Source organism: Dysosmobacter sp. Phy (assembly GCF_054476235.1).
Genome location: NZ_CM136997.1, coordinates 1,184,839 through 1,199,015, shown reverse-complemented (window position 1 = coordinate 1,199,015; position 14,177 = coordinate 1,184,839). Strand labels below are relative to the sequence as shown.

General features: G+C 67.6%; 12 protein-coding genes. 3 read left to right on the top strand and 9 right to left on the bottom strand.

The window, feature by feature from the left end; translation table 11 throughout:
* The first annotated feature begins 33 nt into the window (after nucleotides 1-33).
* Complete coding sequence (locus ACVDHE_RS05870; RefSeq protein ID WP_458886157.1) at nucleotides 34-516, top strand: RNA polymerase sigma factor; 483 nt, start codon at nucleotides 34-36, stop codon at nucleotides 514-516.
* Nucleotides 506-1,573, top strand: a complete 1,068-nt coding sequence (locus tag ACVDHE_RS05865; RefSeq protein WP_458885921.1) for a DUF4825 domain-containing protein — start codon at nucleotides 506-508, stop codon at nucleotides 1,571-1,573. The genes ACVDHE_RS05870 and ACVDHE_RS05865 overlap by 11 nt, the downstream gene beginning before the upstream one ends.
* A 91-nt stretch (nucleotides 1,574-1,664) precedes the next feature.
* On the opposite strand, the gene ACVDHE_RS05860 is transcribed toward ACVDHE_RS05865, so the two are convergent.
* The 4 genes from ACVDHE_RS05860 to ACVDHE_RS05845 are packed head-to-tail and all read right to left on the bottom strand — an operon-like array spanning nucleotide 1,665 to nucleotide 6,474.
* Nucleotides 1,665-2,681, bottom strand: a complete 1,017-nt coding sequence (locus ACVDHE_RS05860; protein WP_458885920.1) for an aldose epimerase family protein — start codon at nucleotides 2,679-2,681, stop codon at nucleotides 1,665-1,667.
* A 3-nt stretch (nucleotides 2,682-2,684) separates the two neighbouring features.
* Nucleotides 2,685-3,674, bottom strand: a complete 990-nt coding sequence (gene galE / locus ACVDHE_RS05855; RefSeq protein ID WP_458885919.1) for a UDP-glucose 4-epimerase GalE — start codon at nucleotides 3,672-3,674, stop codon at nucleotides 2,685-2,687.
* Between the two features lie 13 nt (nucleotides 3,675-3,687).
* Complete coding sequence (gene galT, locus ACVDHE_RS05850; RefSeq protein ID WP_458885918.1) at nucleotides 3,688-5,175, bottom strand: UDP-glucose--hexose-1-phosphate uridylyltransferase; 1,488 nt, start codon at nucleotides 5,173-5,175, stop codon at nucleotides 3,688-3,690.
* Between the two features lie 18 nt (nucleotides 5,176-5,193).
* Nucleotides 5,194-6,474 (bottom strand): galactokinase, encoded by a 1,281-nt coding sequence (locus ACVDHE_RS05845; RefSeq protein ID WP_458885917.1) that lies wholly within the window; start codon nucleotides 6,472-6,474, stop codon nucleotides 5,194-5,196.
* A gap of 159 nt (nucleotides 6,475-6,633) precedes the next feature.
* Between ACVDHE_RS05845 and ACVDHE_RS05840 the strand changes: the two genes are divergently transcribed.
* The gene (locus ACVDHE_RS05840) at nucleotides 6,634-7,512 is read left to right on the top strand and encodes an AraC family transcriptional regulator (RefSeq protein ID WP_458885916.1); all 879 of its coding nucleotides are present in this window, start codon (nucleotides 6,634-6,636) and stop codon (nucleotides 7,510-7,512) included.
* Here ACVDHE_RS05840 and ACVDHE_RS05835 read toward each other — a convergent pair.
* From ACVDHE_RS05835 to ACVDHE_RS05815, 5 genes are all read right to left on the bottom strand, one after another.
* The gene (locus ACVDHE_RS05835) at nucleotides 7,472-8,515 is read right to left on the bottom strand and encodes a galactose ABC transporter substrate-binding protein (protein ID WP_458885915.1); all 1,044 of its coding nucleotides are present in this window, start codon (nucleotides 8,513-8,515) and stop codon (nucleotides 7,472-7,474) included. The genes ACVDHE_RS05840 and ACVDHE_RS05835 overlap by 41 nt on opposite strands.
* 40 nt (nucleotides 8,516-8,555) lie before the next feature.
* Entirely contained in the window at nucleotides 8,556-9,515 is a 960-nt protein-coding gene (locus tag ACVDHE_RS05830) for a sugar ABC transporter substrate-binding protein (RefSeq protein WP_458885914.1), read from the bottom strand.
* Nucleotides 9,512-11,332, bottom strand: coding sequence for a cache domain-containing sensor histidine kinase (locus ACVDHE_RS05825; RefSeq protein WP_458885912.1), 1,821 nt, complete (start codon nucleotides 11,330-11,332; stop codon nucleotides 9,512-9,514). Before ACVDHE_RS05825 ends, ACVDHE_RS05830 begins: the two co-directional genes overlap by 4 nt.
* Before the next feature lie 76 nt (nucleotides 11,333-11,408).
* The gene (locus ACVDHE_RS05820) at nucleotides 11,409-12,989 is read right to left on the bottom strand and encodes a response regulator (protein WP_213037244.1); all 1,581 of its coding nucleotides are present in this window, start codon (nucleotides 12,987-12,989) and stop codon (nucleotides 11,409-11,411) included.
* A 109-nt stretch (nucleotides 12,990-13,098) separates the two neighbouring features.
* A complete protein-coding gene (locus tag ACVDHE_RS05815; RefSeq protein WP_249539218.1) occupies nucleotides 13,099-14,172 on the bottom strand; it encodes a galactose/methyl galactoside ABC transporter permease MglC in 1,074 nt (357 codons plus the stop codon).
* Nucleotides 14,173-14,177 lie beyond the last annotated feature (5 nt).

Here is a 14,177-nt window from a genome sequence, read left to right as displayed (position 1 = left end):
GGACAGAAGGGAGGGAGGACCGCCGTGGAACCCATGGACGACATCTACCGCCGCCACGCCGCGACGGTGTACAAATACCTGCTCTCCCTGTGTCACGACCCCCACACGGCGGAGGAGCTGACCCAGGAGACCTTTTACCAGGCGGTCCGGTCCATCGGCCGCTTCGACGGGTCCTGCCAGGTGTCCACCTGGCTGTGCCAGATCGCAAAGCACCTCTTTTACCAGCACCTGCGCAGGCAGCGGCGGGAGACGCCCCTGCCGGAGGAGGAGGGGGCCCTGCCGCCCCTGCCCTCCGCCGAGGAGGAGGTGCTGGACCAGTCCGGGCGGCTGGACCTCCTGCGCCGGGTCCACGGTCTGCCGGAGCCGGGCCGGGAGGTGGTGTACCTGCGGATCTTCGGAAATCTCAGCTTCCGGGAGATCGGAGCGGTGCTGGGCAGGACCGAGACCTGGGCCCGGGTGACCTATTACCGCTGCAAGGAGCGGCTGAAAACCGGAGGTGAACGGGATGAAAAATGACCTGACCTGCGCCGTGGTGCGGGACCTGCTGCCCGCCTACGCCGAGCATTTGACGGCCCCGGAGACCAATGAGGCCGTGGAGCGGCATCTGGCCGGCTGTCCGGACTGCGCCGCCCGCCTCGACGCCATGCGCGCCCCGGAGCCGGAGCAGGAAGCGGAGACCGCCAAGGAGGTGGACTACCTCAAAAAGGTGAAGCGCCGCAGCTGGAAGCGGGTGGTGCTGGCGGTGCTTTTGACGGTGCTGGTGCTGGCGGGGGCCCTGGCGGCCAAGGTGTTTTTGATCGGCTCTCCCGCCTCGGCGGACACCATGGCCGTCCGTACCTGGACCGCCGGCGGACAGCTGTGGGTGGATGTCACCTCCAGTGTCTCCGCCAACGCCTGGTGGGGCTGGGACACGGAGGTGGAAAACGGCACCGCACGCATCACCGCCCGGGAGGGAATCGTCTCTCCCATCCACCCTACCGCCTGGGGCAGGATCGGCGTACCGTTGGAGGGAGTGGAAAAGGTATACCTCTGCGGCCGCCTCATCTGGCAGGAGGGGGAGACCATTGCCCGGGAGACCCTGGACCTGCTGGAGGCGAAAACCCCCTACGTGGGCAACGCCTCCACCGTGGGCCGCCTGGTGGGCTGCACGGAGATCCCGCAGCTGGGGGGCTACACCCTCTCCCTCCAGACCGGCGCAGAGCCCTACGGCTGCACCATCCAGCTCCAGACCGTCATGGGGACGGAGAACCGGGTAGAGGAGATCATGGAACAGGCGGCCTTCCGGCTGCTGGCCCTGGTGGGGAATCTGAGCGAGGTCTCCTGGACCTATACCGACGTGACCGGGGAGGTCCATACCGGCGCCGTCACGGAGGCCGACTACCTGCCCCTGATCAAGGACCCTCTGCCGTGGTACGGCGGCGTCCCCTCCGCCCAGGAGCTGGATGTGCAGGCCAGCCTAAAAGACTATGCGGATACGGCGGTCCATTTTCAGCGGCTGTGCAGGTTCCTGGACACGCAGTGCTCCCTCCGCCGCAGCTATGAACAAGACCCAGACCTGCTGATCGCCTATTGACAAAAGACCGGGCCCCCCGCCATTTCGGCGGAGGGCCCGGTCTCTATTTTTACACACACAAATGGGACGCGCACAGTCGAAAAGCGGGGCCTCACCGGACGAAGAACCGGTAGCGGATGGTCTGGCGGTACTCCGCCCTGGCCCGCAGCACGGGGGAGGGGAAGTTCGCGTGGTTCACCGCGTCGGGGAAGAACTGGGGCTCCAGGCACACGGCGTGGCCGGGGCCGTAGACGGCGCCGGCCACGCCGGTCCGCTCGGTCAGAAAGCCCGCGGTATAGAGCTGCATGCCGGGAAGAGACGTGGACAGTTCCAGGCCGATGCCGGTCCGGGGGCACCACAGCTCCGCCGCCGGAGCGCCGCCCTGGTCCAGCACGTAGTTGTGGTCATAGCCCCGGCTGGCCGCGAGAAATGCCTCGCCCAGCCGGTCGCCCAGGACCGCGCCGCTGCGCAGGTCCAGCGGCGTGCCCGCCACCGGAGCGATCTCTCCGGTGGGGACGTTGCCCGCTCCCGCGGGGGTGTAGGCCTCGGCGCGGACCGTCAGCGTATGGTCCGACACCGGTCCGCCGTCGTGGCCGGCCAGGTTGAAGTAGGCGTGGTTGGTGAGGTTCACCACCGTGTCGGCGTCGCTGACGGCCCGGTAGTCCACGGTCAGGGTGTCGCCGGAGAGGGCGTAGGTGACCTCCGCGTGGACATTGCCGGGGAAGCCCTCCTCCCCGTCGGGGGAGTCCAGCGCAAAGGTGACGGCGCCGGGGGCGCAGGTAAAGCGCCAGAGCTTCTTGTGGAAGCCCACCACGCCGCCGTGGAGCTGGTTGGCCCCCTCGTTGGCGGTCAGGCGGAAGGTCCGGCCGTCCAGGGTGAAGGCGGCGCCGCCGATGCGGTTGGCGCAGCGGCCGATGGTGCCGCCGAAGCAGGCGTCGCGGTCCCGGTAGTCCTCCACGCGGTCATAGCCCAGGCAGATGTCCGTGGCCCGGCCCTGCCGGTCGGGGACGCGGATGGCCCGGACGGCGGCCCCGAAGGGCAGCAGCTCCACCTGGATGTCTCCCTTCCGCAGGCGGATCAGGGGGATATCCTGTCCCTCCAGGGTGCCGAAGGGCGTGGTCTCGCACATGGCTCAGCCCTCGTAGCCATTGGGATGGCTGGAGTGCCAGGCCCAGGCGTCGGCGATGATCTCCTCCAGGCCCCGCTTGGGCGTCCAGCCCAGGACCTCGGCGGCCTTGTGGTTGGAGGCGATCAGCACGGAGGGGTCGCCGGCACGGCGGGGCTCCACCACGGCGGGGATGGCTTTGCCGGTGACCTTGCGGGCGGTGTCGATGATCTCCTTAACGGAGTAGCCGTCGCCGCTGCCCAGGTTGAACGCGCCGCTCTCGCCGCCCTTCTCCAGATACTCCAGGGCCAGCAGGTGGGCCTCCACCAGGTCGCGGACGTGGATGTAGTCCCGGATGCAGGTGCCGTCGGCAGTGGGATAGTCGTCGCCGTAGATGCCGATGTGGTCCCGCTGGCCCAGGGCGGTCTTGAGCACCAGGGGGATCAGGTGGGACTCGGGGTTGTGGTCCTCGCCGATGCCAACGTCGGTGTTGGCGCCGGCGGCGTTGAAGTAGCGCAGGGCGGCGTAGCGGATGCCGTAGGCCTTGTCGCACCACTTGAGCATGCCCTCGATGGCCAGCTTGCTGGCGCCGTAGGGGTTGGTGGGCTCGGTGCGGTCGGTCTCCTCGATGGGCTGCTTCTCCGGCTCACCGTAGGTGGCGGCGGTGGAGGAGAACACAATGCGCTTCACGCCGTGGTTCTTCATGGCGGTCAGCATGGACTGGGACCCGGCCACGTTGTTGCCGTAGTACTTCAGGGGGTCGGTGACGCTCTCGCCCACCAGGGAGAATGCGGCGAAGTTGATGACGCCGTCGATGTCGTTCTCGGTGAAGATGCGGTCCAGGAAGGCCGCGTCCCGCAGGTCGCCCACGTACAGCTTCACGCCGCCCTTGACGGCCTGCCAGTGACCGGTGCGCAGGTTGTCCGCCACCACGGTGTTGATGCCCCGCTCCTTGAGAAGCGCCACCATGTGGCTGCCGATGTAGCCGGCGCCGCCGGCGACAAGGATCGTTTTCATATCGTACTCCTCCTTATTTCACGCTGTTGATAAACCGCTCGAAGGCCAAGCGGCCTTCGGAAGTGCACTTGTAGACGCCGGCGTCCTCCAGCACCCGGGCGAACACCCGGCCCACCTCGGTGTGCAGGATGTCCATGACATTGTCCGCCGTGAAGGTGTAGCGCTTCTTGAGCTCCTCCACCCAGTCGGCGTGCTTGGCGATGGCCTCGTCGGCGCGGAGGTCGCCGCCCTGCACCAGCACGTCCGCCAGCTGGGAAAGCTCGCTCTTGAGGCGGGAGGGCAGCACGGCCAGGCCCATGACCTCGATGAGGCCGATGTTCTCCTTCTTGATGTGGTGGAGCTCCTGGTGGGGGTGGAACACGCCCAAGGGGAACTCCTCGGTGGTGAGGTTGTTCCGCAGCACCAGGTCCAGTTCGTACTGATCCCCCCGCCGCCGGGCGATGGGGGTGATGGTGTTGTGGGGCTCGCCGTCGGTCTCGGCGTAGATGCCGGCGGCCGGGTCGGAGTAGGCCCGCCAGGCGGTGAGGATCTTCTCCGCCAGGTCCACCAGGCGGCCATCGTCGGCGCAGCGCAGGCGGATGACGGACATGGGCCACTTGACGATGCCCGCGGTCACGTCCTCAAAGCCAGGGAAGGAGACGGCCTTTTCGATCTCCGCCCGCTCCATGGCGAAGGTGTAGTGGCCGCCCTGGAAGTGGTCGTGACTCAGGATGGAGCCGCCCACGATGGGCAGGTCCGCGTTGGAGCCCACAAAGTAGTGGGGGAACTGGACCACGAAGTCCAGGAGCTTGCGGAAGGCGGAGCGGTCGATCTTCATGGGCACGTGGCGGCCGTTAAAGACGATGCAGTGCTCGTTGTAGTAGACGTAGGGGCTGTACTGGAAGAACCAGTCCTGCCCGTCAATGGTGATGGGGATGATGCGGTGGTTCTGCCGGGCGGGATGGTCCATGCGGCCGGCGTAGCCCTCGTTCTCCCGGCACAGCTGGCACTTGGGATAGCCGCTCTGGGCCGCGGTGCGGGCGGCGGCGATGGCCTTGGGGTCCTTCTCCGGCTTGGAGAGGTTGATGGTGATGTCCAGGTCGCCGTAGGCCGTGGGGGTGACCCACTTCACGTCCCGGGCGATGCGGTAGCGGCGGATGTAGTCGGTGTCCTGGCAGAAACCGTAGAACCAGTCGGTGGCGGCCTTGGGGGACTGGGCCAGCTTTTCCTTGAATTCCCCGATCACCTGGGAGGGGCGGGGGGTGAGACGGCCCATGAGCTCCGTGTCCAGCAGGTCCCGCTCGGTGACGCCGCCGGAGATGACGCCCCGGGCCTCGGCGTCGTCCAGCAGGGTCTTTAAGATCTCCTCCAGCTCCATGGCCGGGACGGTCTCCGGCCGGTCATACGCGCTGATGCCCAGAGCCCCCAGCACCCGGTTTTCCGCCCAGGTGCGGTCGCACTCCTCGATGAGCCCCTTGTCCACGGCGTACTGGACCAGGGCCGCAACGCTTGCATCGATCATGTCGTTCTCTCCTTCCTCTCAGCCAAGGCGGACGCCGCCCACCGGGCGGATGGTCACCACATGGCAGCTGCCCTGACCCAGGACCGCCTCGGTCCGGGTCTTGAATTCCTCCAACAGATCCAGGGGCACGTAGGCCTGGGCGGTGCCGCCGAAGCCGCCACCGTGGACCCGGACGGCGCCCCGGCCGTTCAGAATGGCCTCGCACAGCGCCAGGGTCACCATCAGCTCCTGGTGCTCCGCGGCGCCGGTGGGCACCACGTTCTGCAAATACATGGCGGAGGAGCGGCCGGACTGGCGGACCAGATCCAGGTAGCCCTCGAAGTCCCCCTTGCGCAGGGCCTCGGCCTGGGCCGCCGCCCGGCGGTTTTCGGCGTAGACGTGGAAGGCCCGCAGCACGCCCCGGTCCCCGGCAGCCTGCCGCACCCGGGGCAGCTCGGCCAGGAACTCCGCCTCCGGCACCTCCCGGAGGACCTCCTTGCCGAAGCACCGGCACACGGCCTTGAGCTCGTCGGTGATGGCGGCGTACTCGCCGGTCAGGTCCGCGTGATCCGCGCCGGAGTCCAGAATGCACAGGGCGTACCCCTGGGCGTGGAGGTCCAGGGCGATGCTGTCCACCACGGGGCTGGCGGTGTCGGCGAAGTCGATGGCCACCACGCCGCCCACGGAGGAGGCGGTCTGATCCATGAGGCCGCAGGGCTTGCCGAAAAAGACGTTTTCGGCGTACTGGCCGATCTGGGCGATCTCCACGGCGGAGCACTTGCCGTCCCAGAACAGCTCACCCAGCATGGTGCCGATCAGCACCTCAAAGGCGGCGGAGGAGCTGAGGCCGCTGCCGCCGGGCACGTCGGAGATGACGTAGGCGTCCAGGCCGGCGTTCGTCAGGGGGCAGCCCAGGGCGGCCATCCGGGCGGCCACGCCCCGGATCAATGCGGCGGAGGTGTTCTCCTCGCCGCTCTGGGGAGTCAGCTCCCGCAGGTCCACCACGATCATGGGGTAGCCCTGGGACTGGATGCGCAGCATGCCGCTCTGGTTGGGGGCGGCGGCGGCCAGGATGTCCAGGTCCACGGCGGCGGCCAGGACCCGGCCGTGCTGGTGGTCGGTGTGGTTGCCGCCCAGCTCCGTGCGGCCGGGGGCGGAGAAAAATGCCTCCGGCAGGCTCTCAAAGGTCTTGGTGAAGCCTGCGGCGGCCACGGCGCACCGCTCCTTGGCGGCGGCCAGTCCCTCAGCGCCGTACACGGCGGCGAGCCGCTGGTCCAGGGCGCCGGAGCGCAGGGACTGTTCCAGGGTCTGATGTTCCATAGCGTTGCCCTCCTGTTGTCGTTCTTTCTGTTCTTAAGCTATCAAATGCCGGGGGGATTTTCCATTCATTTCCGTGTCCCCTTTATGGATTTTTGTTGCAAAGCGCCCCAAATGGCGGTATGCTGTCCCCAGAGGATATCACAGGGGAGGCATGCAGCCATGACACGGGATTTCAAGCACTCCTTCAAGACGGCCCAGCGGCCGGAGCTGTCCCTGGCGGTGTACAACGCGGGCTTTCAGAAGTGCCCGCCGCTCTACGGCTGGGGCCCCGGCATCCGGGACCACTACCTGATCCACTACATCCTCTCCGGCCGGGGCGCCTGCCGGATCGGGGAGGGGCAGTGGGAGCTGCAGGCCGGGGACGCCTTCCTGGTGCGGCCGGAGCAGGCCGCCCACTACCAGGCCGCGGCGGAGGATCCCTGGGAGTACTACTGGGTGGGCTTTGCCGGGCCCAGCGCGCCGCTGCTGCTGTCCGCCACGGTGTTCGCCGCAGGGCCCGTGGCCCGGCCCAAGGCCGGAGACCGGCTGCGCCAGGCGCTGCTTGAGATCTACAAGGCCCGGGGGTCCGGCTACTCCAGCGCGGTGCGGATGGCGGGCTACCTTCAGGCGGCCCTGGGCCTTTTGATGGAGGAGGAGCCCGCCCGGCCCGAGGAGGCCCTGGCGGACTACGCCCGCCGGGGGGCGCAGTTCATCCAGCGCAATTACTCCCGGCCCATCGGGGTGGAGGAGGTGGCCCGGGAGGTCCGGCTCAGCCGCAGCCATCTCTACCGGGCCTTTCAGGCGGTGTACGGGTGCTCCCCCAGCGAGTATCTGACCCGCTGCCGGCTCCAGCGGGCCCGGCAGCTGCTTGCCTCCACGGCGCTGCCGGTGGGGGCGGTGGCGGCGTCGGCGGGATTCGAGGACCCGCTGTACTTCTCCCGGCTGTTCCGCCGGCGGACCGGACAAAGCCCCTCCGCCTGGCGGGAGGCCCGCTTCGGCGGAGGGGCGGCCACGGGGCTCACGCCTCCGGCAGAAAGTCCTCCAGATTCTCCTTTGTGACGGCGGTGTATTCCAGCCACACGTACTTCCCGTCCTCCAGCGCCACGGCGGAGGCGGCATCCTGCCCTCCGGCCAGGGCGCAGCACAGGTCCAGAATGCTCTCCGCCTGACCGGCGGCGTCGTTCTGAACGGTGCCCTTCAGCGTCCCGGCGGCCACAGCCTCCAGGGCCGGGGGCGTGGCGTCCACCCCCACGATGAAGGGCAGCTCCGCCTCCGTCATCCCGGCGGCCATACACGCGTCGATGGCCCCCAGGGCCATGTCGTCATTGTTGGAAAACACCACCTCGATGGTGTCCCCAAAGGTCTCCAGCCACTGCTGCATCCGCAGCGTGGCCTGACCGCGGACCCAGTCGGCGCTGTTGCTGGCCAGCTTTTCCACCGCCACGCCGGCCTCTGTCAGGGTCTTGACGCAGTACTCCGTCCGCAGCAGGGCGTCCTGATGGCCGGGCTCGCCCTCCAGCATCACATATTGCAGCACACCGTCGCCGTTGCGGTCCAGGGCGGCGGTGTTTTTCTGCCAGGCGTCCAGCACGATCTGGCCCTGGAGGATCCCGGCCCGGTCCGCCTTGGACCCCACGTAGTAGGCCTGGTCCCAGCGGTCCAGATCCTCCTGCACCGGCTGACGGTTGAAAAAGACGATGGGCACCCCGGCGGCCTGGGCCTTGTCCACGATCACCGCCGCGGCGGTCCGGTCCACCAGGTTCACACAGATCACGTCGCAGCCCTGCTGCAAAAACCGGTCCACCTGCTCGTTCTGGGAGGCCTGGGAGCTGCGGGCGTCGGCGATGTTGAAGTTCAGCTTGACGCCCAGGGCCTCCTCCCGGGCGCGGGCCAGCTGCTCCAGGCTCTGGACCACGGTGGAGAGGAAGGTGTCCTCCTGGAGGTACAGTGCCACGCCCACCCGGATGGTGGGGGTCTCCCGGCCCGGTGCGCAGCCGCAAAGGGCCAGCAGCAGCGCCGCCAGGACCAGCAGGGAACAGGGCCGTCTCATCCGTCTACTCATGGGGGACCTCCTTGTCTCAAAAAATCCGCGGGGAGCCGTCTCAGCGGGTCACGGGGAACAGCAGCTTCTGGTTTTCCGGCTCGTACATGTTCTCCTGGCGCACCAGCACGAATTCCAGCGGCTCCACCTGGAAATAGCTCTGGCCCTGGATGGCCCGCACGGCGGCGCCCACGGCCAGGTAGCCGGCGGCAAAGTCGTTCTGAGCGGCGATGGAGAGGATGGTGCTCTGCTCCAGATAGGCGGCCACCGTGGCGGTGGAGCCGGCGCCGTAGAGCAGCGGCGCATCCTCCCGGCCCGCCAAGAGGGCGGCGGCCTGCTCCAGGTCCGCGGCGTCAAAGGCCACCACCGCCGCGGCGCTCATGGCGGAGAGCGTCCGCTCCATGGCCACGGTCAGGGTCTCCGTGCCCACGGGGCTGCACCGGTAGACCCGGCGCCCCGCCGCCTTGAGCAGGATCTCGGCGGCCCGGATACGGTCGTTGATCCCGTTATCCTCCGCCGTGTCCAGCAGGATCACCAGCGATCCCTCCGGCGCGCCGTTGAGGGCGGCGGTGCCCATGGCCTCGCCCAGGGCGGTGTTGTCGGCGCCGATACAGGCGCGGGCACCGGCGTCGGACAGGTCGGTCTCCAGCGTCACCACCGGAGTGCCGGCGGCGGTGATCTCCCGCACCGTCTCCGCCAGGGCCGCCCGGTCCGACGGGATCAGCAAAATGGCGTCTGTTCCGGTCTCCGCCTCCCGCTCCAGCAATTCCCGCTGCTCCGCCGGCACATCCTCCCCGGCGGGGGTCAGAAAGCGCAGCTCGGCGCCCAGATCCACCGCCGCCTGCTCCATCCCCTGGCGCACCACGGACCAGGCGGACGCGTCGCTCTGGCGGTAGAGCACGGAGATCTCCAGCAGCCGCTGGGGCTGGCCGGAGCGGACCGGATCCACGGTCAGCAGCAAAAACAGCACGCACAGGCTCAGCAGGGGCACCACCAGCTGCAAAAGGACCTTTCGCTTCATGGCTTCCCCTCCTTCCCCTGATCCGGCACCTTCTCCAGGGCCGGCAGGCGGATCTGCACCCGGGTCCCGGCGTCGGGCTCACTGTGGATGGTGAGGCCGTAGCGCCGGCCGAAGCTCAGCTGGATCCGCTGGTGGACGTTGCGCAGCCCGATGCCGGAGCCCTTGGAATTGGTGTTGGCCCGGGGCGCGTCCGGGTCCAGCAGCCGCTCCACCACCTCCTCCGGCATGCCGGGGCCGTTGTCCGTGACGTCGATGACCACGTCGTCTCCCTCCCGGCGGGCGGAGATGCGGATTTCCCCGTCCCCGTCGGCGTAGGCCATGCCGTGGTAAATGGCGTTTTCCAGGATGGGCTGGACGATGAGCTTGATGGTATACAGCTTCTCCACGCCGTCCTCCGCCTCGATGACGGCGGAGAACTTGTTTTTGTAGCGCATCTTCTGGATGGTGAGGTAGTTGCGGGCGTGCTCCAGCTCGTCGGCGATGGGGATGATGTTGCTGCCCCGGCTCAGGGAGATCCGGAACAGCCGGGCGAGGCTGGTCAGCATCACCGTGGCCTCCTCCGTGCGTCCGTTTTCCGTCATCCACACCACGGAGTCCAGGGTGTTGTAGAGGAAGTGGGGGTTGATCTGGGACTGGAGCACATCCAGCTCGCTGCGGCGCTTTTCCGCCTCCTGCTGGACGATGTCCGCCATCAGGTGGCGCATGGTGGAGACCATGGAGCGGATGGAGTGGCTCAGGTGCTCCACCTCATAGGGCCCGCCCACGTCGAAGTCCACCTGCTGCACGCCGGCCTCCAGCTCCTTGACGGCCCGGTCCAGCTTCTTCACCGGGGCGGTGATCCACTCGGACAGGCGCAGGTTCACGAAAATCAGCAAAAACACGGAGAACAGCACGATGAACAGGAAGAACAGCATCAGCTGGCCGTAGTTGTCCAGCAGCTCCTCCGCCGGCACCACGCTGACCAGCTTCCACCCCGTGTAGCCCACGGTTTTGACCGTCACCTGGCGGTGCTCGCCGTTGAAGGTCTCGGTGTGGGTGCCGTCGGTGTAGGCGGCGGCCGCCCGGTTGTTCTCCTCCAGCAGCCCCGCGTAGATCAGCTGCTGGCGGGGGTGGTAGATCAGCTCCCCGGCGTCGTCGGTCAGGTAGAGGTAGCCGCCGGAGGCGGACAGGTCCACGTCCTTGCAGATCTGCTCGATGCCGGCGAAGCTCATGTCCACCAGCAGCACGCCGCCCTGGGTGCTGCCGTCCCAGGTCAGCTCCGTGTAGCGGCTCAGGGACACCACCCAGCGGTAGCGGTAGTCCGGGTCGTCGAAGAGGTTCTGCACATGGGGCGTGGAGAAGTGGAGGTTCTCGATCCGCTCCGTGGCGGCGGTGAACCAGCTCTCCCGCTCCGGGGAGACGCTGTTTTTCAGCACGCCCATGGGGCTGGCCGCCAGGAGCCTGCCCTCCTGGGAGAACAGGGCGATGGACACCAGGGAGTCCCGGTTGCTCTCATAGAGCAGCTCCAGCTCGGAAGAGGGGTCCTCCTCCGCCAGGTCCAGATCCTTGATGACGTGGTAGTAGGCCGCGTCGGACACCCGCATCATGCTGCGCAGGTAGCTGTCCAGGTTCAGATTCACCTGGGCCAGGACCCGCTGGCTGTTCTCGGACTGCTGGGCGTTGGAGGTGGCGGAAAAGCGCAGGAACAGCGTCAGCCCCATGAACACCATGCCCAGCACCGCCACCGCCGTGAAGGAGGCGGACAGGATCATCTGGATGCTGGTGCTGCGGTAGGCGCTCTGCCAGCGCCGGGCAAGGCCGGCGATCTTCTCCCGCATGGGGGTTCCTCCTCTCCTGGTATTTCCGCGGCGCGCCGGAGGCGGCCCGGCCGTCCCGGCGTCCGGACGCGCTGCCTCAGCCGGAGCGGAACTTAGTGGGGCTCATGCCGAAGTGGCGCTTGAACACATAGCTGAAATAGTTGGGGTCCTCATACCCGCAGCGGCGGGCGATGAGGTAGGTCTTGTCCTCGGTGTTCCGCAGGGCGGCGGCCGCCGCCTCCATCCGCACCACAGTGACATAGGCGGTGAAGCTCATGCCGGTCTCCCGCTTGAACAGGGTGGAGAAGTACGCGGGGGAGAGGTGCAGGTGCTCGCACAGGGCCTCCACCGAGAGCGTGCTCTCCCCATAGTGGGCGTGGATGAAGTCCTTGGCCCGCTCCACGGCCCGGCCCGCCGAGTCCGTGCGCCGGTTGCGCAGCTGGGTCCGGATCCGCAGGCACTTGTCCAGACACCACTCCTCCAGCGCCTCCGGCGAGTCGAAGTCCGTGGCCTTCATCAGTCCCGTGAACCCGGCGCCGAACACGCTCTCCGTGTCCAGATCCGCCTCCCGGGCCACCTTCAAAAGGCAGGTCAGCAGTTCCAGGAAGAACAGCTGCCACTGGGCCGGGGAGAGGCCGGAGGGACGCAGCTTGTCCGTCAGACGGTCCAGCACCGCCCGCAGCTCCTCGTCGCCGCCCAGCTTCAGCGCGCTGGTCAGCTCCTGCTCGTCGCTCTCGGTGAACATCAGCCGGGCGCCGCCGTCGGGCTCCAGGTCTCCGATGTAGATGGCCTGGCCCCGGCCCACCATGCCCCGGTACTCCAGGGCGCTGCGGGCGCCGTCGGCGGAGCGGGGCAGGTCCTCCGGCGCCGGGACCGGGGCCCCCACGCCGGCGGTCAGGGTCAGGTGGAGGTAGCTCTCCGCCAGGGCGCAGACCCGGTTGAGCTGGGCGATCAGCTCGTAGACGGCGCCCCCGCTTTCCAGGGACACCACCAGGGCCACGGACTCGTTGTAGGGGAAGGGGCGGCACACGCACCCGGCGGGGTGCAGGTGCTCCTCCAGCAGCTGCTGGACCAGCAGGGCCGTCAGCTCGCTCTGGTCCGCGGCGCCCACGTGGAGCAGCGCCGCCACCAGGTCCCCGCCGCCCAGCTCCACGTCGTACCGCTGGGCCAGCTCCGCCATTCGCTCCCGGGGCACGTGGCCGTCCAGCAGGCGGGACAAAAAGAGGTTGCGCAGCAGGGGCAGGCTCTCCTCGTAGCGCTGGCGCAGCTGCTCGGCGTCCCGTCGCTCGGTCCGCTCCCGGTCCAGCTGGCCGTGGATCCGCTCCAGCACGGCGGTCAGCTCCGGGGCGTTGATGGGCTTGAGGATGTACTCCGACACGTTCATCTGGATGGCCTGCTTGGCGTACTCGAAGTCGTCGAAGCCGGAGAACACCACGAACTTGGACGCCGGCAGCCGCTCCGTCAGGATGCGGCACAGCTCCAGCCCGTCCATGAAGGGCATCTTGATGTCCGTCAGCACCACGTCGGGCTGCAGGGTCTCCGCCAGCTCCAGGGCGTCCTGGCCGTTTTCCGCCTCGCCCACCAGGGAAAAGCCCAGGCCCTCCCAATCCATTTTGCGGCTGATGCCGACCCGGATGTCCTCCTCGTCGTCCACCAGCAGCACCCGATACTGCTCCATGGGGTCCTCCTCCCTTTCCTTTGATTCAGTATACCACGCCCCGGCGGGAAAACAAAGGGGGCGCGCATCCCGAAGAAGATGCGCGCCCTCCTGCGGGACGTTGCCGTTATTATCTCTTGACCAGATACTTGCGCATATCCAGGGCGCAGGCGAAGAGGATGATGCCGCCCTTGATGATGTAGAACAGGTCCTGGTTGATGCCGATCATGTTCAGGCCCACGAAGATCAGGCGCAGCATCAGAACGCCGATGACGATGCCGCGGATCTTGCCGATGCCGCCGACGAAGGAGACGCCGCCGATGACGCAGGCCGCGATGGCGTCGGACTCGTAGTTGAGGCCGGTGTTGGCGGTGTTGGAGGCCACGCGGGCGCCCTCGATGAAGCCGGTGACGGCGTACATGGCGCCGGCCAGGGCAAAGACCATGATGTTGGTGGCAAACACGTTGACGCCGGACACGCGGGCGGCCTCTTCATTGGCGCCCAGGGCGAACATGTTCTTGCCGAAGGTGGTCTTGTTCCAGATGAACCACATGAGGGCGGTGCAGATCAGGGCGATCCACACGTAGTTGGGAATGGGCGTGCCGCCGATCTTCAGCAGGGAGCCGGTGATAAAGCCGGAGTAGCTCTTGTCAAGGCCCGAGATGGCCATGCCGTTGTTCTCGCCGGCCTTGACGTACAGCAGCAAAATGGTGTAGATGATCAGCTGGGTAGCCAGGGTGACGATGAAGGGATGCAGCTTGTACTTGGCCACAAAGAAGCCGTTGAAGGCGCCGATGGCACCGCCGATGACCATGGCCAGCAGCAGCACCAGCAGAACCGGCGGCGGGGTCAGGTTGGGCCACATCTTGCTGGCGGCGTCCACGGCCTGGAGGAGGGACGCGGAGATGCAGGCGGTCAGGCCCACGATGCGGCCGGCGCTCAGGTCGGTACCGGTCAGCACGATGCATCCGCCGACGCCCAGGGCCACCGGCAGGTAGGCGCAGGTCTGGGCCAGGATGTTGATGATGGAAGCGGGCTTGAGGAAGTTCTGGTTGACGATGGCGATGTAGATGACGGCGATCACCATGATGATGATCAGGGCGTTGTTGAGAACGGTGTCCAGCACGCGCTGGGCAGTCCAGGGCTGCTTGGCCGCAGCTTTGGCCTTAGCCTCTTTCTCCATGGTTTTGGATTCCTTGCTCATAGGTG